We start from the raw sequence: 25,943 nt of genomic DNA on the forward strand, positions 1-25,943 counted from the left end.
TTCAACGTCGACAGCCCACCACGCCGCTTGGGTGTCGGCGCATCATGCCCGCTGGGGGCGGTTGACCGGCTGCGTTCAGCCGTAGTTGGCAATCCACTCCAGGCCCTGGGCATAGGCGGCCTCAACCGCAGCCTCGGGTGTGGTGTAGTCACCGCGACGCACCGCGATCTCGCGCGGGCGCGTCGGCCAGACCTGTTTGGTGATGACCAGCAAGGGAACGTACTCGCCGTTGTCCAGCACTTTGGCGCTGCATTTCAACTCGTAGTTCTGATGCTGGCAAATCTTCGTCGCTTGCGTCATCGATGCCATCCTGCTCCGAAAGATAGCAGTATGCACCGCTTGTGTGACGCCGTTGTCCTCGCCCTTCAAATCGTGCGGCGAGCGCTTGCTGCGAGGTTGACTTACTTCACACAAGCGGTCCCTTCGACTTGAGCAAGCCAGGACCACTGGTAGCAAAGTCATTGACACCTGCTTGCCCTGCAATACAAACTGAAACCAATCCAGCAGGCCGGAGTCCAACTGAGCAGAACCATCCTGCTGCTGGTGGCAAAGGAGTGACGCCATGCGTAGTTGCTTTCCTGACCCGATGTCGACGATGACCCATTTGCGATCTGCCTGCCAGACGCACCCCTGGCGGGCTTGGGGCCGGTCTGACACGCCGGCACCTGTCGAGGCCTGTGGCCTCTCCCCGATCCGATGTCATCCCCTGTGGCCTCACGGCCGTTGAATCCCTAGCCTGTCCGTTCCATTTCCCATGGAGGTGTGCCATGTCATTGCTGGCCCGATACCAAAGTGCTTACCTGGCGGCGCAAGAAGAAGAGATGTCTCTTCAGGACTACCTGGAGCTGTGCAAAGCCGACAAGATGGCCTATGCCAGCGTGGCCGAACGCATGCTGGTGGCCATCGGCGAGCCTGAGCTGGTGGACACGCGGCTGGATCCGCGCCTGTCCCGCATCTTCGCCAACAAGATGCTGCGCATCTACCCGGCCTTCAGGGAGTTCTATGGCATGGAGGAGGTGATCGAGCATGTGGTCTCGTACTTCCGGCATGCGGCCCAGGGGCTGGAGGAGAAAAAGCAGATCCTTTACCTGCTGGGCCCGGTGGGCGGTGGCAAATCGTCGCTGGCCGAGCGGCTGAAGCTGCTGATCGAAAAGGTGCCGTTCTATGCCATCAAGGATTCTCCGGTTCATGAGTCGCCGCTGTCGCTGTTCAATGTGAACGAGGACGGTCACATCCTGGAGCAGGACTACGGCATCAGTCGACGCTACCTGGGGGGCATCATGAGCCCCTGGGCCGTCAAGCGACTGCGCGAGTTTGGGGGCGACATCAGCCGCTTCCGGGTGGTGAAGATGCGGCCCTCGGTGCTGTCGCAGATCGCGGTGTCCAAGACCGAGCCAGGCGATGAGAACAATCAGGACATCTCCTCGCTGGTGGGCAAGGTGGACATCCGCAAGCTGGAGCACTATTCACAGAACGACCCTGACGCCTACTCCTACTCGGGGGGGCTGTGCCTGGCCAACCGGGGCGTGCTGGAGTTCGTGGAGATGTTCAAGGCGCCGATCAAGGTGCTGCATCCGTTGCTCACGGCCACCCAGGAGCAGAACTACAAAGGCACCGAAGGCTTTGGCGCCATTCCTTTCGACGGCTTGGTGCTGGCGCACTCGAACGAAGCCGAGTGGACCACCTTCAAGACCAACCGCAACAACGAGGCCTTTCTCGATCGCATCTACATCGTCAAGGTGCCGTACTGCCTGCGCGTGACCGATGAGATGCACATCTATGAAAAGCTGCTGGCCAACTCTTCGCTGACGCATGCACCGTGTGCGCCCGACACCCTGCGCATGATGGCGCAGTTCTCGGTGCTGTCGCGCCTGAAGGATCCGGAGAACTCCAGCATCTACAGCAAGATGCGCGTCTACGATGGTGAGAACCTCAAGGACACCGACCCCAAGGCCAAGAGCTTCCCTGAGTACCGCGACTTTGCCGGGGTGGACGAGGGCATGACCGGGCTGTCGACCCGTTTCGCCTTCAAGATCCTGTCGCGGGTCTTCAACTTTGACCACCGTGAACTGGCTGCCAACCCGGTGCACCTGATGTATGTGCTGGAGCAGCAGATCGAGGCCGAGCAGTTTCCCACCGAGGTCGAGGAGCGCTACCGCCGTCACCTCAAGGAGTTCCTCAGCCCGCGCTATGCCGAGTTCATCGGCAAGGAGATCCAGACCGCCTACCTGGAGAGCTATTCCGAGTACGGCCAGAACATCTTCGACCGCTATGTGACCTATGCTGATTTCTGGATCCAGGACCAGGAGTTCCGCGACCCCAACACCGGTGAGATCCTGGACCGCGGGGCGCTGAACGACGAGTTGGAGAAAATCGAAAAGCCCGCCGGCATCAGCAACCCCAAGGACTTCCGCAACGAGGTGGTCAACTTTGTGCTGCGCGCTCGCGCCAAGCACGATGGTCACAACCCCTCATGGACCAGCTACGAGAAGCTGCGCGCGGTGATCGAGAAGAAGATGTTCTCCAACACCGAAGACCTGTTGCCAGTGATCTCGTTCAACGCCAAGGCCAGCGCCGAGGACCAGAAGAAGCACCAGAACTTTGTCGACCGCATGATCGACAAGGGCTACACCGAAAAGCAGGTGCGCCTGCTGTGCGACTGGTACATGCGCGTGCGCAAGTCTTCGTGAACCCAGGGTGGGCAGCCTGTTGGCCCACCCTTGCCGGAGAGTCCTCATGACGGTTCGAATCGTTGACCGCAGGCTGGACAGCCGGAACAAGAGTTCCGTCAACCGCAGCCGCTTTCTGCGCCGTTTCAAGACCCAGGTGCGGCGTGCCGTGTCGGATGCGATCGCCAAGCGCAGCATCCGCGACCTGGACAGCGGCGAGAAGATCGGCGTGCCGGGGCAGGACATCGGCGAGCCTCAGTTCCACCACGGCCGCGGTGGTGTGCGTGAATCGGTGCACCCGGGCAACGATCGCTTCAGTCATGGTGACCAGATGGACCGGCCGCAAGGTGGCGGGGGGCAGGGCAGCGGCCGGGGCGCTGCCAGCCCGGATGGCCAGGGCGTGGACGAGTTTCTGTTCACCCTGAGCCGCGATGAGTTCTTTGACCTGTTCTTTGATGAGTTGGAGCTGCCTCGCATGGTCAAGCGGCAGTTGGCGCGCATCAATGACTACAAGCTGGTGCGCGCGGGCTACACCCAAAGCGGTGTACCCACCAACATCCACCTGTTGCGCACCCTGCGCAGCAGTGCGGCCCGGCGGGTGGCAGCGGCGGCGCCCTACAACGTCCGCCTGCGCGAACTCGAAGAGGCGCTGGCCCTGGCACTGGCCCAAAGCCCGCCGGACGAGGCCGTGCTGCAGCAGCTGCGCAGCGAGATCGAGTCGCTGCACCTGCGCCGCCGGGCGGCCCCCTTCATCGACCCCATCGATCTGCGCTACAGCAACCGCATCCGCGTGCCCGAGCCCTCGACCCAGGCCGTGATGTTCTGCCTGATGGACGTCTCGGGCTCGATGGACGAGGCGCGCAAGCAGATGGCCAAGCGCTTCTTCATGCTGCTGTACCTGTTCCTGAACCGCAGCTACGAGCGCATCGAGGTGGTCTTCATCCGCCACCACACCGCGGCTGAAGAAGTGGACGAAGAGGCCTTTTTCCATTCGCGCGACACCGGCGGCACCATCGTGTCGAGCGCACTGAAGCTGATGACCGAGATCCAGCAGGCTCGCTACTCGGGCAGCCAGTGGAACATCTACGTGGCCCAGGCTTCCGATGGCGACAACTGGGGGGGCGATTCGGAGGTGTGTCGCGATTGGGTCGAGCAGCACATCCTGCCTGTGGTGCAGTACCACGCCTACGTGGAGATCACCGATGGTGAACCGCAAAACCTGTGGGAGGAATACGAAAAGCTGGCCCGGTCCCACCCCGGGCATTTCGCGCTGCAGCGCATCCGCACCCCGGGCGACATCTACCCGGTGTTCCGCGAACTTTTCAGAAAGCGCCTGACATGAGCCGCCCCCGCAAATCCGATCCGCCGTTGCTGGCCCAGGGCAGCGACTGGACATTCGAGGAGCTGGACCGCTGCGATGCCGAAATCGGTCGCGTAGCGCGTGACTACGGGCTGGACGGCTACCGCCACCAGCTGGAGATCATCACGGCCGAGCAGATGATGGACGCCTACGCCGCCATCGGCATGCCGGTGTATTACCACCACTGGTCGTTCGGCAAACACTTTCTCGAGACCGAGAATCGCTACAAGCGGGGTCAGATGGGCCTGGCCTACGAGATCGTCATCAATTCCGACCCCTGCATCGCCTACCTCATGGAGGAGAACTCCATGGCCATGCAGGCCCTGGTGATCGCCCACGCCGCCTATGGACACAACTCGTTCTTCAAGGGCAACCACCTGTTCAGGCAGTGGACCAGCGCCGACAGCATCGTCGACTACCTGGTGTTCGCCCGCAACTACATCACCGAATGCGAGGAGCGCCATGGGCTCGACGAGGTCGAGCGCCTGCTGGATGCCTGCCATGCGCTGAGCAACCTGGGCGTGGACCGCTACCGGCGCGCCGGCCCGCTGTCGCTGGACAAGGAGCGCGCCCGTCAGCAGGAGCGCGAGCAATACCTGCAAAGTCAGGTCAACGATTTGTGGCGCACCCTGCCGCCCCGTCCGCTGGAGACCGCCATCACCCCCGAGCCCCGCTTTCCCGCCGAGCCCGAGGAGAACCTGCTGTACTTCATCGAGAAACACGCGCCCTTGCTGGAGCCCTGGCAGCGTGAGATCGTGCGCATCGTGCGCAAGATCAGCCAGTACTTCTACCCCCAGCGCCAGACCCAGGTGATGAACGAAGGTTGGGCCACCTTCTGGCACTACACCCTGCTCAACACCCTGTACGACCAGGGGCGGCTGGGTGACGGCTTCATGCTCGAGTTTCTGCAGTCGCACACCAATGTGGTCCACCAGCCGGCCTACAACAGCCCCTGGTATTCGGGCATCAACCCCTATGCGCTGGGCTTTGCCATGTGGCGCGACATCCGGCGCATCTGCGAGGCGCCCACGCCCGAGGACCGCGCGTGGTTCCCGGACATCGCCGGCAAGCCCTGGCGCGATACGTTTGACTTTGCCATGCGCGAGTTCAAGGACGAGAGCTTTGTGGCGCAGTTCCTGTCACCCCGGCTGATGCGTGAGCTGCGCCTGTTTGCCGTGCTCGATGACGACCGCAGCAACAAGCTCGCGGTCAGTGCGATCCATGACGAGCCCGGTTACCGCGAACTGCGGCGCAAGCTGGCCGACCAGTACAACCTGGGCAGCCAGGAGCCCAACATCCAGGTCTGGAACGTGGACCGTCGCGGCGATCGCTCACTGACCCTGCGCTACTTTCCCTACCAGCGCCGCCCCTTGTCAGAGCAGACCCCGGTGCTGCTGCGCCACCTGGCCACGTTGTGGGGCTTCAAGGTGCGCCTGGAGCAGCAGGCGGCCGACGGGTATGTCACCCTGCTGGGCGAGCACGTGATGGAACGCCGGCGTTGAGCGTGGCCTACATGGCCTTGAACAGGTGGGCGTACAGTCGGCTCACTCCCAGCCGCTCGGCCCGGCCGCGCAGGCTGATGCGAAGCTTGCCGGCCTCGTCGCGCGTCACGGTGTCAATGGCGCTGGCGCGCACCAGTGTGCCGCGGTGGACCTGCCAGAACACCTGGGCATCGAGTTGGCCGATCAAGTCCTTGAGCGGGGTGCGGATCAGGTATTCCTGGGTGTCGGTCAGCACGCGCACGTACTTGTCGGCCGCTTCGAAATACACCACCTCTTCGATGGGCACCAGGCGGATGCTGCTGCCTCCGCTCAGGCTGGCCTGGATCACCTTGAGGCCGCCGGCGGGCGGGCCACCCGGAGCGGGCTCGGCAGGTGGGTGACCGATCTGGGCGGCCAGCAGCTGGCGCAATTGGGCCAGGGCGGGCTCCAGCAGGTCGGCCTGCGCGGCCCTTGTTTTTTGGGCGCCCGCCCGCCGGCCCTCCAGCACCTGCTGCACCCGTTGCACGGTCTTGTGCAGGCGCGGGCCCTGCACCGGCTTGAGAACGTAGTCGACGGCCTGAGCTTCGAAGGCCTGCACGGCGTACTGATCGTAGGCCGTCACAAACACCAGGGCGGGAAAGGGCGGGGCATCGCTGCCGGTGGGCCATTGCTCGGCCAGCTCGGCTGCCGCGTCGATGCCGCTCTGGCCCGGCATGCGGATGTCCAGAAACAACACGTCAGGGCACAGCGCCAGGGCTTGGCGCACGGCACTCAGGCCGTCACCCACGGTGGCTGCCAGGCGCAATTCGGGCCATTGGCGCTGCAGTTCGGCCTGCAAGGCCAGTGCCAGCAAGGGTTCGTCTTCGGCGATCAGGGCGGTGATGTCAGGCATGGTCGGGGCGCTCGGCAAGGTCGTCGCTGGTGTTGTTTGGAGGCAGGGTTTGCAGGGCATAGCGCAGTTGCACCACGGTGCCACCACCGGGGCCGTGTTGCAGGCTCAGGCTGGCACGCGGCCCGTACAGGGTGCGCAGGCGTTCTCGCACCTGGGTCAGGCCAAAGCCGCGCCCCAGGTCGCTCGCCTGTGGGGGTGGGGCCTCGTGGCGCAGGCCAACGCCGGTGTCCGCCACGGTGATCTGCAGCAGGGCAGGCGTCTCGTCGGTGGCGGGCAGGGCCTGGGCCTCGACGGTGATGCGTCCCCCTTCCACCTTGGGCTCCAGGCCGTGGCGGATGCTGTTCTCCACCAGCGGCTGCAACAGCAGGGGGGGCACGCTGGCCTGGCGCAGTGCGTCGGGCAGGTCCAGGGTGTAGCTCAGGCGGGGGCCCATGCGCACCTCCATCAGGGCCAGGTAGTCGCGCAGCCGGTCAAACTCGGCCTGCAGGCCATGCTCGGTGGCGCGCGATGCGCTCAAGGTGGCGCGCAGGTAGGCGATCAGGTGGTCCAGCATGTGCTGGGCACGTGCCGGGTCAATGCCCACCAGTACCCGCAGATTGGCCAGGGTGTTGAACAGCATGTGGGGCTCCAGCTGGGTCAGCAGCAGGCGCAGTTGGGCCTCTGTGGCCTGGCTTTCGACCACCTTCATGCGACGCTGCAGGGTCATGCTCTTGCCCTGCAGGTAGAAATAGCTGCTGATCACTACCCCGGCAATCACGGTCACGATCAACGAGGATCGCAAATCACGCGGCTGCAAGGAGCGCCAGGACGACCACCCAAACCAGTAGTCAGACAACAAGGTACCGACGGTATAGCCTGTGACCATGCCAAAAGCCACCAGGGCCGGCCCACGCCAGCCCCTTGGCCAAGCCGTCATGGGATCGACGCCCACCACGAAACGGCCCATGTCGGTGATGAACCAGGTGCAGATGCCGATGCTCAAGGAATAGACCAAGGGCACTTCGTAAGGGCGATCGGGCTTGAATACATATTGCACAGCAGAAATCACCAGGCTGAAGGCCAACACTTGCACAAAGTGCCGGGTGGTGTGCAGCAGATCGGGCTTCATGGCAGCAGATGGCGGTTGAAAAAGGTCACGATCTTGTCAAACGTGGCGGGTACCTCGCTGGCGCGCTTGAAGCCCGGTGGGTCCATCAGAAAGCGGTCGACTTCTGCGGCACGCTCGTTGGACCAGGGCGACAGCACGGCGCCATGCCCGCCTTCGGGCAGATCGGCCACCCGCTCGCAGCGGGGGCCACAGGCCTCCAGCACCGGGTCGATGTGAAATCGGGGCACCAGCCACTCGTCCCGGCGGGCCTCGACCAATCCCAGTGCGGGGGGCTTGGGCAGGGCCGGGTGGCTGATCGAGTCCAGATCGATGGGCGCGGCCATGGGCACCGCAGCCACCACCGCCTTCACCCGTTCATCAGTGTGCGACTGCGTCTCGGTGTCGTGGCCGTAGCGCAGATTCACATACCAACGCGCCAAGGTGATCTTGACGCCGTCCCAGCCGTTGCGATGCACCATGCCGCCGGTGCAGGCCACGGCGTCTTCGTCGGCGTGCTCATCGCAATGCTGCGCAAAGCGGGCTGGCGACCAGTGCGCACCGGCCAGGGTCAGGGCCGTCAGGCCGCCGGCCGACATGCCATAGACCCCCACCTGCCGGGCATCGAACAAGGGACTGAACCGGCTGTCCGCGCTGAGTCGGTCGATGGCCTCAGACACTTCTTGCGGCCGGATCTTCCAACTCGGCGGGCCCACCCGGCGATGGTCGTGCCAGTTGTCGCCCCGGTGTTCGGGCAGGGCCACCACATAGCCGGCATTCACCAGGGCACTGGCCAGATCGGCCTGCGGCCAGGGCGAGCCACCCGAGCCGTGCGACAGCACCACCAGCCGGTGATTGCCCGGCACCGGGGCCGCTTGCCAGGCCACATCCAGGGTGAAAGTGCCGCGCTTCAAGGGGGCGCTGGCTGTCTGGGCCGGGTAGAACACGGTGACCGGGCCCTCGTCGCCCTGGCCTGGCAGCACATCCAGCCCCACGGAGGCCTGAGCCCAGGGGCTCAGAAAGAAGGCCGCGGCCACCAGGCCGCAGGGGATGAATTTGGGCAGGTGCATGGGGAGCTCCGCTCAGGGTTGAGAGTGGTCGTCGTGCTTGAACTGGCGACGCAGGCGCTCGCGCTCACGTTCCACCAGCTTTTCGCGCAGGCCGCTGCCCGAGCCCAGCACAAACACCGAGACCCCGTGCAGCAGCACGCCCAGGCCCCAGCCCGCGGCCGGAAAGACGGACCAACGGTGCATGCCAAACTGCGTGGACAAGATGAACAGCGCGGTGTTCACCACCAAGTACACCGCCAGGTGGATGAACCAGCCCATCTTGGCGCCAGCACGGCGCTGTGCCAGGCGTTCCAGGTCTTCGGGGGTGCGGTCAGGTCTCATGGTCCATGGGGGCGTGCAACGCGCAGGTGGGGTGGGTGGGGTGGGGGCGGGACGGCCTTTGCATTGTCGATCATGCCAAAGCGGCCGTTGGCGATCTGCCGCGCTTCATGCCGTCTTCAAGCCACCGGGCTGCTGACATCCCACCGGCGGGCGGCCCGGTCGGTGCGCACGGCCAGGGCCCACAGGCGCCAGACCCGGCCCACGAACAAGCCGCTGAAGGCGCCATACACGGCACTGCACACGAACGGAAAGCTGGCGTCCTGCACCCAGGCGGCCTGCACAGCCAGGGCCGCACCGACGGCGTACTTGGTCATGAACAGGCCCAGCATGGTGACCAGCGGTACCCAACTGCCGGGCACGGTGAAGCGGTGTTGATCCGGGTCGTAATGGGTGCCGGTCGGCAGGGCTTGACGCAGCACCCAGCCTCCGGTGGCGGCTGCCGCCACCAACCAGCCCAGCAGCGTGAGCGTTTGTGTGGGCCAGGCGCTGAGCACGCCATACAGCGAAAAAGCCGTCAGCCCGAGCGCAGGCAGCAGAACGCGGGTGAGCGTCATCTGACGGCTCAGGGTCTGCCGCAGTCCCAGCCACAGCAGGGCGATGAACAGGGCGAACACCCACCGTGGGGTGTGTTGAAGGATTTGCAACAGCATGAAATGGCTCCTTGGGTTTGGGGTGGCAGAGGGTTGACCGCCACTGTGCCTGTCCCCACTGAACCCGGACATCTCCATGCGACGAAACCCCTTTCATCTGGCGCGAATCGTCAATTGATGGCGTGAGATGAGGCCTCAGTCGGGCAGATCCCGGCTCATCAGCGGGCCTTCTTCCATCTGGTTGATGGATTGTAAAAATGGCAAAAATAACGTAATTGACATTTTTAAGATTTATTGAAATCATATATGCAGTTATGATTCGGAATCAATCGATGATATAAAAAACATGACCAATCTTGTGAAAATGACTTTTAGTGATTTTTGGTGTTTTTAGTGATGTTTTTGTGCGCCCATAGAAGAGCCTCAAAGAAAGCGCGTGATGCGTGGATGAACGCGCCAATTACGTCGCTCGAGGTGCTTTTCAGAGCCTTGGGCGCGATAGGTGGCCCAGCTTGGGCCCGTGATGCCGCTTGTAGCCAAGGTCGTCAAAGCCTGATTGGGCTTGTGGTGAGCGTTCGATCTTGAGCGCAGCAACGACCACCTGTCGGGTTTTAGCGAGATATCTGGTCTGAATGAGGTGTTTGTCAAGGTCATTTTTATCGTTAAAAATTTCGCGACGAGCATTCAAATGATGAAAGTGATTTTCTTTTGTTGCGGACTACCGTGGCTGGGCAAGGCCTTGCGACTTGGGCCTTGGCTGAGTCATGGCTCAATGCCGATCAGGCATTGGAGCGTTGCGGTTGCGGTGGCATTGCTGATGGGGCTGATGACATCGGGCAGCCAGGCTGCGACATACACCGTGACCACCTTCACGGACACGGCATCCGGTGGCGCGGCGGGCACCGGCGCGGGTAGTGCTGGAGATCTCCGGGCACAGATCCTGGCCGCCAATGCCTCGCCGGGTGCGGATGTGATCAATTTCTCGTGTGCATCGGCCCCTTGCACCATCACGCTGGGCGGCCCTTTGCCGCCCATCACGGACAGCTTGACCATCGACGGCGGCCAACTTGGCAACATCGTCATTGACGGCGCCGGCAGCTACCGCGTGTTCTTTGTTGACACGGGTACGGTGGCCCTGAAAAACATGACCCTCCAGAACGCCAAGGCCCAGGGCGGTAAAGGGGGTGGGGGCGGCGGTGGGGGCGGCGGCGGTGCCGGACTCGGCGCAGGGGTGTTTGTGAATCAGTCTGGTGCAGCCGTCACGCTGAGTCAGATGCGCTTTCTCAGCCTGTCCGCGGTAGGCGGGGCCGGCGGAAGCTACGCCAGCCTCAGTTACACGGCGGGCGGTGGGGGCGGCGGTCTTGAATTCAGCGGCGGTGCTGCCTTGGGCGCTTCGGGCGGTGGTGGTGGTGGCGGTGTGTTGTCTGCGGGCTCGTATTCGGGCACCAATGGGGGCGGCAACGGCGGCGCCGGTGGTGGTGGTGGTGGTGGCAAGTTCTATGCAACCGGGGCCGGTGTGGTGGGCGTCGGCGGTTCCGGCTATGCGACCAACCCCGGGGGGGCCAGTCCATCGGTGGCACAACAGGGAGGGGCCGGGGGGTTTGGCGGCGGTGGCGGTGGCGGCAGTGCCTACATCGGCGGCCCCGGCGGCTTTGGTGGCGGCGGGGGCGGCACGGCAGGCGCCACGGGCGGCAATGGTGGCGCAGGCGCTGGGGGCGGTGGCGGCAGCGCCAGTGGCGCGGGCGGCTCCGGTGGTGCTCTGGGCGGCGGCGTGGCGGGGGGCAATGGCGGCGGCGGCTCGGGTGGCGTGGGCGGCGGCGGTGGTGGCGCTGCCGCCGGCCCGGCCGTGTTTGTCAATGCGGGCACATTGGTCATCACAAACTCCACGGCCTCGGGCATGTCAGCGGCCGGCGGTGCTGGCGGCTCCGGCAACGGGGGTTACAACGGCAGCGCGGGCTCTTCCAACCCGGTCTCCGTCTTCAACGCAGCGGGGTCGGTCAACGGATCTTCAACGGTCGGGGCCAACGCGGCACTGGATGCCTCATTGGGTCTGACCGTCACCAGCCAGGGCGGGGTGGGCGACTTCGTCTTCACCGGCAGTGGCGCCTGGGTCCCTCAGACCATCACGACCACCACACCGGGGGGGGCCGTTGTGGGCAATGCGCAGGCCCTGAGTTACGGCAACAGTGTGACCGTGAACCTGGTCTCACCGTCGGCCTACGTCATCAGCGCCGTCAGTTGCACGGGCATGGGCAGTGGCAGCGTCTCCAACACCAGCAGCAGCATCACGCTGAGTGCGACGGCGTTGGCCGTCAACAATGCGGTCGGATGCTCGGTCACCCTGACCCGCATGCCCCAGCTCAGTGTGACCTTCACCGTGCCCAGCAGTGCCAATGCCACGCTGGGCCTCAACCCAGATGCCAGCAATGGCAATGGCTGGGCCGCCAGCTCGGTCACCTTCGTCAGCGGCGGGGCCGCCTCACAGACCGTGGCCGCGCAAACCCTCAGTGCCGCCAATGCCGCCACGCGGCTGAACCAGATCACGCCCACGCCCGCCACCTACAGCCTGGGCACGGTCACTTGCACCGATGCCAACGATGCCGTCAGCGGCAACCCCTCGGGCCCGTTCACGACCTCGACACCCGTGGCGGGCTCGTTTCAGATTGCAGCGGCGAATGTGGTGATCGGCGCGCAGCTCAATTGCGTCGTGCCCTACCTGCTGCCGGCCTCGGCCGCGCAGTCCACCCTCACGCTGGCGCCGGCCGGGCCCCTGGTGGCCGGCGCCGCCAGCTACACCGTGACCGCCTCGGCGCGTGATGCCAACGGGGCCCTGGTCACCACCAGCCCCTACACCTTCAACTTCAGCAACTCGGGGGGCAGCCTCAGTGCGGCCAGTTGCACCACCGCCACCAGCGGTGGCAACGCAGGCACTTGCTCGGTCACGCTGAGTTCGCCCTTGGTTGGCAGCTTCAGCGTGAGTGCCACCCAGGGCGGCACCTCGATTGCTGGCAGCCCGGCCAGTGCGGTGTTCGTGGCCGGTAGCGCCACGGCGGGCAGCTCGCGCGTGGCGATCAGCAGCGGCCCCAAGACGGCCAATGGCAGCGATGCCTACACGATCACGGTCAGTGCGCTGGACGCCAACGGCAACCTGAACACGGCCAGCGCCACCACCTTCAGCCTCAGTGCCCCGGGCACGGGGGCAGTGCTGAGTGGGCTCACCTGCACCACGGCCACAACAGGGACGAGTGCGGGCACCTGCTCGGTGACGCTGACAGCGACCACCGCAGGCAGCTATGCCATCACGGCCCGCCTGGGCGCCACGCTGTTGGGCGGCAGCAACCCGGTGACCGGGGTGTTTGTGGCGTCAGGCCTGGATGCAGGCCAGTCGCGGGTGAGCATCAGCCTGAACGGCGCGACCAAACTGGCCAACGGTGTGGATTCGTACACCATCACAGCCAGCGCCTATGACAGCCAGGGCAACCTGAACACCTGGCAGCCGCAGACTTTTGCGTTCAATTGGCGCGAAGGGGTCGTGACGCGCGTCTTGAACAACCGGGCCTTGAAGCAGGCCGTGAGCGCCCGGTCGGCCAACCAATGGACGGCCCTGAGTGCGGCGACCTGCACCACCACCACCAGCGGCGCCCAGGCCGGCAGTTGCTCGGTCACGCTGAGTTCGACCCAGGCAGGTTGGTTCACGGTGCTCGCCGAGGCGGGTGGGCTGCCGGTGGGCAGCGGCACCGGGGGGCAGGCCGCAGCGCAGTTTGTGGCCGGCCCGGCGGTGGCGGCCAACTCGCTGATCACCATCAGCCCAGGCAGCAAACAGGCCGATGGGGTGGACACGCACACCGTGACCATCACGGCGCGGGACGCCTTTGACAACGTGCAGGCGGAGGTGTCGACCCTGTTCACCTTCAGCCCGCCGGCGGCGGGGGCCAGCCTGAGCGCCAGCAGTTGCAGCACGGTGACCACGGGGGCCGACGCGGGCAGTTGCTCTGTGACGCTGAAGGCCACGACACCGGGCACCTATGCCGTGGCGGGCAGCACGGGAGGGCAGCCCGCGGGCAGCCCGGTGCAAGGGCAGTTTGTTGCGCCCACGGTCGGGGCGGTGACTGCGGTGCCCACCTTGAGCGAGTGGGCCTGTGTGGGCTTGGTGCTGGGCCTGGGCTTGCTGGGGGTGGTTTCAGGGGGCCTCAATCGCCGGTCGGGTCGCCGGCCAGCCAGACCTGGTTGCGTCCCTTGTTCTTGGCCAGGTACATGGCCTGGTCGGCGCGGCGGATGAGGTACTGGGGGTCGGGGTGCTGGTCGTAGAGTGCCACCCCGATGCTCACGGTGAGTCCGATGTGGCGCCCCTGGCCGATCAGGAATTCGGTGTCGGCAAAGCGTTGGCGCAGGCTCTCGGCAATGCGCAGACTGGCTTCGGCGTCCACCTCCACCAGCATCACCAGCATTTCCTCGCCGCCGTAGCGGAACACGAAATCGCCGTTGCGCACCCCATTGAGCAGCAGCGCAGCTGCCTGTTGCAGCACCAGGTCGCCCGCATCGTGTCCATGTTCGTCGTTGACCCGCTTGAAGTGGTCCACATCGACCAGCAAAAGGGCAAAGCACTTGCCCTGGCTGTTGGACAGCGCGATCTCGCGGCTCAGCACGGAGGGCAGAAAGCGCCGGTTCAGCAAGCGGGTCAGCGTGTCGCGCCCGTTCTCCACCTCCAGTTGGTGCTCAAACAGGCCCGACAGGAAATATTTCAGGTTGTCCAGCTCCTGTTGCAACTCCAGTACCAGTCCGGCGGCATGGTGTGCTGAGTGATCGGCCCCGGCCAGCCGGGGCAGTACGGTGGCGTCGATGCGCTCGATGCTGTCCCGGATCTGCTCCATCTCGGGTGCCCCCTCGAACAGGGTGGCCGCCTTGTGATGGAACCACAGCCCGAACTCCGAAACGCCCAGACGCGGCAGCACGCTGGGCCTGGGAACACGGTGCAGGGAGAACATCAGCTCTTGCCCCCACTCGAGCAAGACGGAGCGCTGCTTTTCGCGCTCGACAGACATGTTCTGGCCCAGTGAGAACAGGCGATAGGCCTCGTCGTTGCGGGCCCCGCGCTGAGAATTGCGCAAAAAGGCTTCGGTCATCAGCTCCAGTGCCATGTCAAGCAGTTCGCTGACATAGGCCACGGCCTGGCGGTGCAAGGGGTCGTCCTGGCGGCAAGCCGCATCCAGCCGCTCAAACAGGGCGCGCTTGAGCACCCGCGCGCCACGCGCCACCAGATGGATGGGCAACTGGATGCGTGCATGCACTTCGCCCACATGGCGCTGCAGCGCCACGATGGCGGCCGGGTCGCTCATGGGATGGGCCAGTACCTCGCAAATCCAGCGTTCCATCGAGGCCTGCAGGCGTTGGTGCACGATGTCGTGGTTCAGGAACCGGGCGGCCTGGGGATGCCCCTGCATGCTGTCGTAGAAGTGCTGCGCCAGCTCAACGCAATGCGCCTGCGCCAAACTGGCGACCAAGTCGCGGCAGGCCATGGGCGCCGTTTGCACGGCCTTCGCCCATTCCTGCTCGGGAAGGTCGTTGGTGGGGCTGGAGTGAGCTTGCATGGGTGACGAGAACCGACGGCCACAGGGGCGCGATTGGTTTCTTATCTGCTTGGTTTGTAACGGCATGCAAGTATAAGCAGGTGCTCCGGGCCTGCTGCCAGGGGATTCATGCTGCACTGCGGCGATAATTTCAAGCTGCACTGAAAGGGAAATTCGTGGATATCGTTTTGCTGGCCAAGGCGGCCATCATGGGGGTGGTGGAGGGGTTGACCGAGTTCCTGCCGATCTCGTCGACTGGCCACCTGATCCTGGCCGGAGCCCTGCTGGGCATGGATGACGACAAGGCCAAGGTGTTTGATATCGCAATCCAGACCGGCGCCATCTTCGCGGTGGTGATGGTGTACTGGCAAAAGATCCGCGACACCGTTGCGGCCCTGCCGGTGTCCATGCGGGCCCGTTTGTTCGCCTTCAATGTGCTGGTGGGCTTTTTACCGGCCGTGGTGCTGGGGCTGCTGTTCGGCAAATTCATCAAGGCCCACCTGTTCACGCCTGAGGTGGTGGCCAGTACCTTCATCCTGGGGGGGCTGGTGATCCTGTGGGCCGAGCGGCGTCCCCAAAGCGATGCCCATGTGCAGAACGTTGACAGCATGACGGCCATCGATGCCCTCAAGGTCGGCTTGGTGCAATGCCTGGCCATGGTGCCGGGCACCAGCCGAAGCGGTGCCACCATCATCGGGGGCATGCTGTTGGGCCTGAGCCGCAAGGCCGCGACCGATTTTTCGTTTTTCCTGGCCATCCCGACGCTGATCGGGGCTGGGGTCTACAGCCTGTACAAAGAGCGGGCGCTGCTGTCGATGGCCGATCTGCCCCTGTTCGGCGTGGGCCTGCTGTTCTCGTTTGTCAGCGCCTGGCTGTGCGTGCGCTGGTTGCTGCGCTACATCAGCACCCACAGCTTTGTGGCCTTTGCCTGGTACCGCATCGCCTTCGGCATCGTGGTGCTGGCCACCGCCTGGAGCGGTCTGGTGCATTGGGCGGCGTGAATGTAGGCCCCCACGGTCGTGCACTTCGTGTCACTCCCTGCCCCCCGAGGGGGCCGCAGCCCGCCTTGGGGCGGCCCGGCGGCGGGCTGACCGCTTCGTTGCAGGCCTGTGGGGTGCGGGAAGGTAGGGAGATTGGGTGGTCCTTGGGTGGGCTCACATCGTGTCGCCCCTGACCCCGAGGGGGCCCAGCCCGCCTTCGGGCGGCCGGGCGGCGGGCTGACTGCTTCGTTGCAGGCCTGCTGATGCGGGGAGGGGGCCTGGCGGCCCCCCGCATTCACTCACTTCGTTTCGTTCACTGGGTCACGAGTGCCGCCAGGTCTCGGCCCGACCTGTTTGTTTCAGGCCTTGGCGGTTTCGAGGTTGCGCAGGCTGGCCTCGATGGCGGCGGCGGTGGCCAGGGGCTTTTCCATGGGGAAGAGGTGGCTGCCGTCAAGCATCATGATGCGGCCTTTGACCACTTTTTCAGTCATGGTCATGCCCACTTGCTGCATCTCTTGTGAGGCCAGGCCGCCGATGAAGGCCGCCGGGCAGCGCAAGGGGTGGCGGGTCAACAAGCCGTCGAGGTTGTGCGGCAGGGTGTTGTAGATGGCGGTTTCCACGTCGCGGTCGAAGCACAGCACGCGGCGCAGGCCTTGCGGGCCGTCTTCGTCCCGGGTGCCGTGGGTGATGTAGTCCTCAAGCACCTGCGGGTCCCAACGCGCGAAGGCCTTCTTGTGCTGGAAGTGGGCCAGGGCTTCTTCGGCGCTGGCCCAGGCGTTGCGTCGGCGCCGGCTGATCTTGCCGGGCGACACAGAGCCAACCAACTGGGTCTGCTTGATCACGCCCAGCGCATTGGCGCGCCAGCCGCCCAGCAGCGGTGAGTCGATCAGCAGCACGCCCTTGACACCGTGTCCCCCCAGTTTGGGGTGCCTGGCCGCGGCCATCACACTCAGAAAACCGCCCAGCGAGTGGCCCACCAGAAAGGCGGGTTCGCCGGCCTTGGTGATCTCGCGCTCGGCAAAGTCGGCCAACTGCTGCACCAACTGCGGCCAGTTGCTGGTGACGGGGTAGCGCTCGTCGTGTCCGAACTGTTCCAAGGCCTTGACCTTGAAGCCGCGTTGTCGCAACTGCTTGAACAAGACCTGGTAGGTGCTCGCCGGAAAGCTGTTGGCGTGGGAGAAGATGATCAATGACATGGATGCCGTGGTGCCCAGAAGGGCCGCTTCAGATCAGCTTTTCCTGCGGGGTGGCGATCTTGTGCAGCGGCTTGCTGCGCGGGCTGTGCACCATCAGCGGCACCTCGGTCTGGCCATCACCCCACATCGGGTCTTCGATGCTGTCGAACACCTCCCGCAGCTTCTGGCCCCAGCTGCCATGGACCATGCGGAAGTAGGGGTTGTTCTCGTCGATGCAGATGACCTTGTCGGTCTTGAACTGGTGGGCGTCGTACACGACCAGGTCCAGCGGCAGGCCCACCGACAGATTGGACTTGAGGGTCGAATCCATCGACACCAGGGCGCATTTGGCCGCCTCGTCCAGCGGTGTGGTCGGGGTGATGACGCGGTCGAGCACGGGCTTGCCGTACTTGGATTCGCCAATCTGGAAGTAGGGGGTTTCGGGGGTGGCTTCGATGAAGTTGCCGGCCGAATAGACCTGGAACAGGCGCATGCCTTCGCCCTTGATCTGGCCGCCGAAGATCATCGATACGTTGAACTCGACACCGGCCTGGCGCAGCGAGGCGGCATCGCGCTCATACACCCGGCGCACGGCCGAACCCAGCACGCGGCAGGCGTCGAACATGCTCTTGGCGTTCCAGATGGTGATGGGCTCACCGCCTTCATGGTCCTTGAGCTGCTCGACCTGCAGGATCTCGCGGATGGACTGCGAGATGCTCAGGTTGCCGGCCGACAGCAGCACCATGAAGCGATCGTCCGGCTTTTCATAGACGATCATCTTGCGGAAGGTGCTGATCTGGTCGAGACCGGCGTTGGTGCGCGAATCGGACAGGAACACCAGGCCCGCATTGAGTTTGATGGCGACGCAATAAGTCATTGGGAAGACGCTAGTTTTTTCAGGGAGTAGATCAGGTCCAGCGCCTCGCGCGGACTGAGGGTGTCGGGGTCGATCTCGGAAAACCTTGATTCTAAGGCGCTGGGTGCTATGGATTCAGTAGCTGGTGGCGGTGCAAACAGGTCGACCTGGGCCTGCGATTCGCTGGCCCGGAGCTCCAGTGCCTCCAGGGCATGGCGCGCATGGTGCAGCACGGCCACGGGCATGCCTGCCAGACGGGCCACCTGGATGCCGTAGCTGCGGCTGGCCGGGCCGTTCTGGATCTCATGCAGAAACACGATGTCCGAGCCCGACTCGGTGGCGCTCACGTGCACGTTCACGGCCTGGTGGTGTTTGGCCGGGAATTCCGTCAGCTCGAAATAGTGGGTGGCAAACAGCGTGAAGGCCTGGGTGCGGTCGTGCAGTTGCGTGGCAATGCCCGAGGCCAGTGCCAGGCCGTCGAAAGTCGAGGTGCCGCGGCCGATCTCGTCCATCAGCACCAGGCTGTGGGGCGTGGCGCTGTGCAGAATCTGGGCGGCTTCGGTCATCTCCAGCATGAAGGTCGATTGGGCGTTGGCCAGGTCGTCAGCAGCACCGATCCGGGTGTGGATCGCGTCGATGGGCCCGAGGCGGCAGGCCTCGGCCGGCACATGGCTGCCCATGCTGGCCAGAAGCACGATCAATGCCACCTGGCGCATGTAGGTCGATTTACCGCCCATGTTGGGGCCGGTGATGATCTGCATGCGCTGACGCAGGCCCAGCCGGGTGTCGTTGGCAATGAAGCTGCCGCCCGAGGTCTCGGCCAGCCGGGCCTCGACCACCGGGTGGCGGCCGCGGGTGATGTCGATGCAGGGCTCTTTGGCAAACACCGGGGCGTTCCAGCCCAAGGTCAGGGCGCGTTCGGTCAGGGTGCACAGCACATCCAGCGTGGCCATGGCGCGCGCCACCCGGCTCAGCGCCGGCACGTGGGCCTGCAAGGCGTCCAGCACCTGCTCGTAAAGCCATTTCTCGCGCGCCAAGGCCCGCTCTTGGGCCGACAGGGCCTTGTCCTCGAAGGTTTTCAGCTCGGGGGTGATGAAGCGCTCGGCGTTTTTCAGGGTCTGACGCCGGCGGTAGTCGGCCGGCACCTTGTCGAGCTGGCCCTGGGTGACTTCGATGTAGAAGCCGTGCACTTTGTTGTATTGCACGCGCAGGTTGGCGATGCCGGTGCGTTCACGCTCGCGCACCTCCAGTTCGACCAGAAAGCTGTCGGCATGGTCCTGGATGTGGCGCAGCTCGTCGAGTTCGGCGTCAAAGCCTTCGGCGATCACGCCGCCGTCGCGCACCAGGGCCGCGGGCTCGGGCTGGATGGCGCGTTGCAGCAGCGCGGCGCATTCTGGCGGGGCCTGCAGCTCGGTGGCCACCTGGGCCAGGGTGCCGTCGGGCCATTGGCCGATGCGGGTCAGGCCCTCGGCCTTGATCAGCGAAACCTGCAGGGCCACCAGCTCACGCGGGCGCACCTGACGCAAGGCAATGCGCGCGGTGATGCGTTCCACATCGCTGCTGCCCTTGAGCTGGGCGCGCAGCGCGTGCCAGGGACCGGCACCGTTGCTGCCCTTGAGCACGGCAATCGCGTCCAGGCGGGCCTGGGCGATGCTGCGGTCGCGCGGGGGCTCCAGCAGCCAGGTCTTGAGCAGGCGACTGCCCATGCCGGTCATGCAGGTGTCCAGCAGCGAGTAGACGGTGGGCGAATCCTCCCCGCGCAGGGTCTTGACCAACTCCAGATTGCGCCGGGTGGTCACCGGCAGCTCGATCAGTTCGCCGCTGCGCTGAACACGCAGCGCGCGCAGGTGGGGCAGGGACCGGCCCTGGGTGTGCTCGGCGTAATTCAGCAGGGCGGCGGCGGCGGCATGGGCCTGGGGCAGGTCTTCGGCGTGCCAGGTGCTGAGGCTGGCCACTTGCAGCTGCTCCAGCAGCTTGCGCTGGCCCAGGGCGGCGTCAAACTGCCATTCGGGGCGCTGGCTCATCGGCAGGCCGGCGGTGGCCCGGGCCTGGCGCAGGCTTTGCTCGAAGCTGGGGGTCACATCGGCACTGAAAATCAGTTCGCTGGGGGCGATGCGCGCCAGCCAGGCCTCCAGCTCGTCACTGGCGCATTCGGCCAGGTGGATGTCGTCTTGCGTGACGCTGAGCCAGGCCAGGCCGCAGCGGTTGCGTGGGCCCTGGTGCACCGACAGCAGCACGGCATCGGCCTTGTCGCCCAGCAGTTCGGCATCGGTCAGCGTGCCGGGGGTGACCACGCGCACCACTTTGCGCTCGACCGGCCCCTTGGCGGTGGCCACATCGCCCACCTGCTCACAGATGGCCACCGACTCACCATGGCGGATCAGGCGCGCGAGGTAGTTCTCCATCGAATGGAAGGGCACACCGGCCATGACCACGGGCTGGCCGGCCGATTGGCCGCGCCGGGTCAGGGTGATGTCGAGCAGGCGTGCCGCTTTTTCGGCGTCGTCATAGAACAGCTCATAGAAGTCGCCCATGCGGTAGAACAGCAGCGTGTCCGGGTGGTTCGCCTTGAGGGCGAAGTACTGCTGCATCATTGGGGTGTGGGCAGCCAAGCCAGCGGGCTCGGGGGCGGAATCGGGTTTTTCCTTGGACATCAGTCACTCAGCAGGCAAAAGCCTTCCTTCATTGGTCTTCTCGGGGTCGCGCGCTCTGGGGCCCGTTCATGGGGACTGGGGCAGGGGACTGCCGGCCCAGAATCGGTCGGATGGCGCCGGATGGCTCCGGGCATCGGCGAGGCCGGGGGGCTCAGGCGGGTGCCTGGATTGTAGGAGGCCCCAGGCCAGTCGGCGGCGGCGGCGCCCAATCGACCGGCATGAATGGGGCAGACAGGGGCGGCCCTTCATCATCCCTTAGGATGGGGGCTCTTCACGGAGGTGTGCGCGTGCCGGCAGTCAAAACTTGCAGGATCGACAGTTACGCCTTGTTGCAGGGGCAGCGGGCCGTGGCGCAAGGCCCTCAGCGGGGTGTCCGATGAGGTCCGCCCCGCCCGCCCGCCCCGTCCGCACCGGCTTGTGGTGGCAAGACCTGCCTTTGTGGCGCCTGCAGGCCTGGCGATCGCTGCTGGGGGTGCTGGTGGTGTCGCTGGCCCTGGTCTGGGCCGCAGATCAGCTTCTGTTGGCTCGGCGCAGTGCGGCTGAGCGTGAGCGCATGGCCCAGGTGCTGGAGCAACTGGACAACACCTTTCAATCGCTGACCCTGCGCAGCGAGTCGGTCGGGGCCCTGGTGATGCTGGGCCTGAACGAACCCCTGATCAAGCAACTGGTGCGGGGGGCGCGTGGCGTGCGCGCCGAGGAGGCCCATGCCCGCCTGCAAGTGCCGCGCGAGCGGTTTGCGCTGGACAGCATCTACCTCCTGGACGCCGATGGGCGTGTGGTGGTCCACGACACCGAGGGGCGTTCGTCAGTGGGCCGGGATCTGCAGCACCAGCCCTATGTGCAGCAGGCACTCAAGGGGGTGGTCAATGCCTATGCGGCGGTGGGGCGCAGCACGCCTGAGCGCTGGCTTTATCTGTCGGCTCCGATCTATGACACGGGCGATGCCAACAGCCCTGTGATCGGCACTGTGCTGTTTCGCATGCCGTTCCAGAAAGCAGACGATGCCCTGGCCTTCAGCGGGCAAGACGCCGTGCTTCTGACCCCTGATGGGGTCGCCTTTGCGGCCACCCGGCCCGAATGGGTGTTTGCGCTGGCCGGCAGCGTGACCCAGCAGCGGGTGCAAACCTTGCCGGGGCGTGAACAGTTCGGGCGGCAGTTTGCCAACGGGGTGGCCTCGCGATTGCCCTTTGATGTTCAGCGTGATGGCGCCGATTTCGAGGGCAAGGCGCATCTGCTGGCCCACCGGGCCCTGGATTGGAACGACCCGGGCGGTTCCTGGCATTTGTTGATGCTGCAGTCGGTGGATGCCCTGGTCAGCCCGGCCGAGCGCGCGGTGCAGGCCCTGGGCCTGTGGCTGGTGCTGATGGCCGGTGGCGTGGCTGGCCTGATGGTTTGGCAGCAGCGCGCACGCACCCGGGCCACCCGGGCCCGCTTCCACATCCTGGGCACGGCGCTGGAGGTCAGCCCGGTGTCGGTGATCGTCACCGACTTGTCCGGGCAGATCATGTGGGCGAACCCGCAATTCCAGCGCAACACCGGCTATTCGCTGGCCGAGGTGGTGGGCAAGAAGCCCTCCCTGCTGTCGAGTGGCATGACCTCGGTGGCCACCTACCATGACATGTGGGCCAGCCTGTTGGCGGGCAAGCCCTGGAGCGGCCAGTTCGTCAACCAGCGCCGTGATGGCTCGATCTACCACGACCAGGCTTCGCTGTCGCCGGTGGTGGATGACGATGGCCGCTGCATCGGCTTTGTCGGTCTGCACGAGGACATCACTGAGCGCATGCGCGAGCGCGAGGAGCTGGCGCGGCGCGAACGGCGCCTCAATGCCTTGCTGGATCAGCAAAAGGCCATCTTCGACAACGCCCCGCCCATCGTGCTGGCCAGCAGTGGCAAGCTGGCCGAGTTCAACCCGGCTTTTGTGGCCATGATGAAATCTTCGGCCGAGGCGCTGCGCGGCAGTGCTGTCCACACCGTGTTCGGTGGCCGCGAGCTGTACCAGGCCTTTCTGACCAAGGTCCGCGAGTCGCTGGTCAAGAATGAGCCGGTGCGCATCGACTGGAGCCTGCGCCGCGGCGATGAATCATTTGACGTGCGCATTTCGGGGCGCCGCGTGCAGATGGAGGGGCATGAGGCCGCCTCGCTCTGGGTGATCGAGGATCTGACGGATGCCCAGCGCGCCGAGAAGGCCCTGCACGAGGCCCATGACCGGCTGGAGATAGCGCAGGATGCCGGCCGGATCGGCATTTTCGACATCCACCTGCAGGAGACACAGGCCTTCTGGAGCCGGCAGTTGCTGGACATCTACGGCCTGGAAGACTCACCGGGCTATGTCAGCCGGGATCGCTGGGCCACCCTGTTGCACCCGGACGATGCGGCTCAGGCGGTGGCGCAGTTTCAGGCGGCGCTGGCTGGCGAGGCGGTGCAATACCGCAACTCCTGGCGCATCCGGCGCCCCGATGGCGAGGACCGCTGGGTGCTGAACGCCGGTCGCATCATGCGCAACGATAAGGGTGTGCCCGAGCGGGTGGTGGGCGTGATCGTCGACATCCATGACCAGAAGCTGTTGGAGGCCCAGGTGGCCGAGCAACTGGTGTTTCAGGAGGTGCTGGTGGACACCATTCCGGTGCCGCTGTTTTACAAGGGGCCGGACGGTCGTTATCTGGGGTTCAACCGGGCTTACGAACAAGCCTTTGGTGTGAGCCGCGAGGACCTGATCGGCAAGACGGTGCTGGACTTGGGCTACCTGCCGCCAGCCCACCGCGATCTGTTCAATGGCATGGCACAGCGCGTGCTGCAGGGGGCCGCGGGCGAGCAGGCGTCGCTGCGCTTGCAGTATGCCGACGGGGCCTGGCACGATGTGTTGTTCTGGGTGCGTGGGTTTCAACGCGCCGACGGAACACCCGGCGGCTTGATCGGTACCTTTGTCGACATCACCGATCAAAAGCGCGCCCAGCAGGAACTGGAGCGGGCCAAGGAGCTGGCCGAAGAGGCGACCGAGCTCAAGAGCCACTTCCTGGCCAACATGAGCCATGAGATCCGCACCCCCATGAACGCCATCATCGGCATGGCGCACCTGGCCTTGCGATCGGGGCTCACGGCCCAGCAGCGTGCCTATGTCGACAAGATCCAGCAAGCCGGGCAGCACCTGCTGGGCGTGATCAACGACATCCTGGACGTGTCCAAGATCGAAGCCGGGCGCCTGGGTCTGGAGAGCACGCCTTTCCAGTTGGACAAGGTGCTGGAGAACGTGGCGGATGTGGTGGCCCACAAGGCCACCGAAAAGGGGCTGGAGCTGATCTGCGACGTGGCCCCCGATGTGCCGGACAGCCTGATTGGCGACCCGCTGCGCCTGGGCCAGATCCTGATCAACTACCTCAACAACGCCATCAAGTTCACCGAGCAGGGAGAGATCGAGATCGTGGTGCGTCGGGTGCCTGCGGCGCCAGGCGTGGCAGACCCGTCGTTGTCGCTGCGTTTTGAAGTGCGCGACACCGGCATCGGCTTGAGCGAGGGTCAGATCGGGCGCCTGTTCCAGAGCTTTCAGCAGGCGGATGCCTCGACCACCCGCCGTTATGGCGGCACCGGCCTGGGGTTGTCGATCTGCAAGAGCCTGGCCCAGCTGATGGGGGGCGAGGTGGGGGTGCACAGCCAGCCCGGCCAGGGTTCGGTGTTCTGGTTCACGGCCCTGCTGCAGGTCGGACCGGGCACGCCCCGCACCCTGCTGCCCGACCCGGATCTGCGCGGCCGTCGGGCGTTGGTGGTGGACGACAACCAGCATGCGGCAGCGGTGCTGGCCGACCTGCTCAAGGGCATGAGTTTCGAGGTGTCGGTGGCCCACTCCGGGGCCGAAGCGCTGGCCTCGCTCAGCGAGGCCGCCCGGCAGAACCGGCCGGTGGAGGTGCTGGTGCTCGATTGGCAGATGCCCGGCATGGACGGCCTGGAGGTGGCTCGCCGCCTGCCCGAGCTGAAGCTCCCGCTGCTGCCCTGGTCGGTGATGGTGACGGGCTTCGGGCGCGACGAGCTGCTGGAAAGCGCCCGCACCCTGGGGGTGGGCGAGGTGCTGGTCAAGCCAGTCAATGCGTCCCAGATGTTTGATGCCTTGATGCGGCTGATGGGGCAGCCCCATGCCCAGCCCGAGCCCGAACTGGCCCCAGGCAGCTCGCCTTTCGAGGCGCTGAGCCCGCTGCGCGGCGCGCGCCTGCTGGTGGTGGAGGACAACGAACTCAATCAGCAGGTGGCAGCCGAGTTGCTCAGCGACGCCGGCTTTGTGGTTGAACTGGCAGGCAACGGGCAGGAAGCGCTGGCCAAGCTGCGCCAGCAGCCGGTGGATCTGGTGCTGATGGACATGCAGATGCCGGTCATGGATGGGCTGGAGGCCACGCGCGCGATCCGAGCCCAGCCCGGGCTGCGACACCTGCCTGTGATTGCCATGACCGCCAATGCCATGGCGGCCGACCGTGAGCATTGCCTGGCGGCCGGCATGAATGACCACCTGGGCAAGCCCGTCAACCCCGACGATCTGTGGCGTGTGCTGGCCCGCTGGCTCAAGCCGACAGGGCGCCAGCAGGGGCCCGTGCCGGTGCGTGAGGGCGAGGCCTTTCCGGTCAACCTGCCGACCGAGATTGCGGGCCTGGACGTCAGCCTGGGTCTGAAACGGGTGATGGGCAAGCGCAGTCTGTACCGCTCCATGCTGGCTCGCTTTGTGGCCGGGCAACAGGCCACGCTGAGTGAGCTGCCACAGGCCCTGGCCGCACAGGATTGGCCCTTGGCCGAGCGACTGGCGCATAACCTCAAGGGGCTGGCCGGCAACCTGGGTGCCAGTGCCCTGCAACAACAGGCCGCCGAGCTGGAGGCGGCGATGGGGCGACGCGAGAAGTCCGAGCCACTCAAGCGCCTCAGCGAAGCGGCCTTGCTGACACTGGCCGCCTTGTTGGCCGACCTGCAGGCCTGGCTGACGGCCCAGGCCGGCGTCTCGCCTGTCGAGCCCCAGGCTGCGGCGCCACAGGCGCTGGACGGGGTGGTTCTGGGCTTGCTGCAGCACCTGCGTGCGTTGTTTGTCGACAACGACTCAGCGGCACTGGAGGTGGTGAAAGAAAATGCCGCTATGCTGCGGAATACCTTGGGGGATGCATTTCATGCCGTCGAGCAGAAAGCGCTTGCGTTTGAGTTTGAGCAGGCAGTCGAAGCCTTGGACTCCATTCTCCCGGTCACGACCCAGTCCGCCTGATGGAGCAGACGCGGGCC

General features: G+C 65.3%; 16 protein-coding genes. 6 read left to right on the plus strand and 10 right to left on the minus strand.

Annotated elements, in window-relative coordinates; all coding sequences use genetic code 11:
* Window positions 1-75: 75 nt before the first annotated feature.
* The gene (locus AC3WUT_RS15910) at window positions 76-300 is read right to left on the minus strand and encodes a hypothetical protein (protein WP_027477038.1); all 225 of its coding nucleotides are present in this window, start codon (window positions 298-300) and stop codon (window positions 76-78) included.
* 467 nt (window positions 301-767) lie between these two features.
* On the opposite strand from AC3WUT_RS15910, the gene AC3WUT_RS15915 reads away from it, so the two are divergent.
* The 3 genes from AC3WUT_RS15915 to AC3WUT_RS15925 are packed head-to-tail and all read left to right on the plus strand — an operon-like array spanning window position 768 to window position 5,531.
* A complete protein-coding gene (locus AC3WUT_RS15915) occupies window positions 768-2,690 on the plus strand; it encodes a PrkA family serine protein kinase (protein ID WP_492348049.1) in 1,923 nt (640 codons plus the stop codon).
* A gap of 46 nt (window positions 2,691-2,736) precedes the next feature.
* Complete coding sequence (locus tag AC3WUT_RS15920; RefSeq protein WP_492348050.1) at window positions 2,737-4,011, plus strand: YeaH/YhbH family protein; 1,275 nt, start codon at window positions 2,737-2,739, stop codon at window positions 4,009-4,011.
* Entirely contained in the window at window positions 4,008-5,531 is a 1,524-nt protein-coding gene (locus AC3WUT_RS15925) for a SpoVR family protein (RefSeq protein ID WP_492348051.1), read from the plus strand. The genes AC3WUT_RS15920 and AC3WUT_RS15925 overlap by 4 nt, the downstream gene beginning before the upstream one ends.
* A gap of 7 nt (window positions 5,532-5,538) precedes the next feature.
* Here the strand turns inward: AC3WUT_RS15925 and AC3WUT_RS15930 are convergent, their stop codons facing one another.
* From AC3WUT_RS15930 to AC3WUT_RS15950, 5 genes are all read right to left on the minus strand, one after another.
* The gene (locus AC3WUT_RS15930; protein WP_492348052.1) at window positions 5,539-6,402 is read right to left on the minus strand and encodes a LytR/AlgR family response regulator transcription factor; all 864 of its coding nucleotides are present in this window, start codon (window positions 6,400-6,402) and stop codon (window positions 5,539-5,541) included.
* Window positions 6,395-7,510 carry a sensor histidine kinase gene (locus AC3WUT_RS15935; RefSeq protein WP_492348053.1) on the minus strand — a complete coding sequence of 372 codons (1,116 nt, stop codon included), beginning with the start codon at window positions 7,508-7,510 and terminating at the stop codon, window positions 6,395-6,397. Before AC3WUT_RS15935 ends, AC3WUT_RS15930 begins: the two co-directional genes overlap by 8 nt.
* A complete protein-coding gene (locus AC3WUT_RS15940; RefSeq protein ID WP_492348054.1) occupies window positions 7,507-8,556 on the minus strand; it encodes an alpha/beta hydrolase family protein in 1,050 nt (349 codons plus the stop codon). Before AC3WUT_RS15940 ends, AC3WUT_RS15935 begins: the two co-directional genes overlap by 4 nt.
* 12 nt (window positions 8,557-8,568) lie before the next feature.
* Complete coding sequence (locus tag AC3WUT_RS15945; protein ID WP_492348055.1) at window positions 8,569-8,877, minus strand: 2TM domain-containing protein; 309 nt, start codon at window positions 8,875-8,877, stop codon at window positions 8,569-8,571.
* Window positions 8,878-8,993: 116 nt separating this feature from the next.
* On the minus strand, window positions 8,994-9,527 hold the full coding sequence (locus AC3WUT_RS15950) for a DUF6622 family protein (RefSeq protein WP_492348056.1): 534 nt from the start codon (window positions 9,525-9,527) through the stop codon (window positions 8,994-8,996).
* A 799-nt stretch (window positions 9,528-10,326) separates the two neighbouring features.
* Here AC3WUT_RS15950 and AC3WUT_RS15955 point away from each other — a divergent pair.
* Window positions 10,327-13,746 carry a beta strand repeat-containing protein gene (locus AC3WUT_RS15955; protein WP_492348057.1) on the plus strand — a complete coding sequence of 1,140 codons (3,420 nt, stop codon included), beginning with the start codon at window positions 10,327-10,329 and terminating at the stop codon, window positions 13,744-13,746.
* Here AC3WUT_RS15955 and AC3WUT_RS15960 read toward each other — a convergent pair.
* Entirely contained in the window at window positions 13,658-15,055 is a 1,398-nt protein-coding gene (locus tag AC3WUT_RS15960; protein WP_492348058.1) for a diguanylate cyclase, read from the minus strand. The genes AC3WUT_RS15955 and AC3WUT_RS15960 overlap by 89 nt on opposite strands.
* Before the next feature lie 155 nt (window positions 15,056-15,210).
* Between AC3WUT_RS15960 and AC3WUT_RS15965 the strand changes: the two genes are divergently transcribed.
* Entirely contained in the window at window positions 15,211-16,035 is an 825-nt protein-coding gene (locus AC3WUT_RS15965) for an undecaprenyl-diphosphate phosphatase (protein WP_492348059.1), read from the plus strand.
* 338 nt (window positions 16,036-16,373) lie between these two features.
* Here the strand turns inward: AC3WUT_RS15965 and AC3WUT_RS15970 are convergent, their stop codons facing one another.
* The 3 genes from AC3WUT_RS15970 to mutS are packed head-to-tail and all read right to left on the minus strand — an operon-like array spanning window position 16,374 to window position 20,699.
* Window positions 16,374-17,210: an alpha/beta fold hydrolase gene (locus tag AC3WUT_RS15970; RefSeq protein WP_492348060.1), complete on the minus strand. Its 837-nt coding sequence runs from the start codon at window positions 17,208-17,210 to the stop codon at window positions 16,374-16,376.
* Between the two features lie 28 nt (window positions 17,211-17,238).
* The gene (locus AC3WUT_RS15975) at window positions 17,239-18,066 is read right to left on the minus strand and encodes a proteasome-type protease (protein WP_492348061.1); all 828 of its coding nucleotides are present in this window, start codon (window positions 18,064-18,066) and stop codon (window positions 17,239-17,241) included.
* Complete coding sequence (gene mutS, locus AC3WUT_RS15980) at window positions 18,063-20,699, minus strand: DNA mismatch repair protein MutS (protein ID WP_492348062.1); 2,637 nt, start codon at window positions 20,697-20,699, stop codon at window positions 18,063-18,065. Before mutS ends, AC3WUT_RS15975 begins: the two co-directional genes overlap by 4 nt.
* Before the next feature lie 376 nt (window positions 20,700-21,075).
* On the opposite strand from mutS, the gene AC3WUT_RS15985 reads away from it, so the two are divergent.
* Window positions 21,076-25,926, plus strand: coding sequence for a PAS domain S-box protein (locus tag AC3WUT_RS15985; protein WP_492348063.1), 4,851 nt, complete (start codon window positions 21,076-21,078; stop codon window positions 25,924-25,926).
* The last annotated feature ends 17 nt before the right edge of the window (window positions 25,927-25,943 follow it).

The organism is Curvibacter sp. EU05-FHT14A10 (assembly GCF_058791075.1).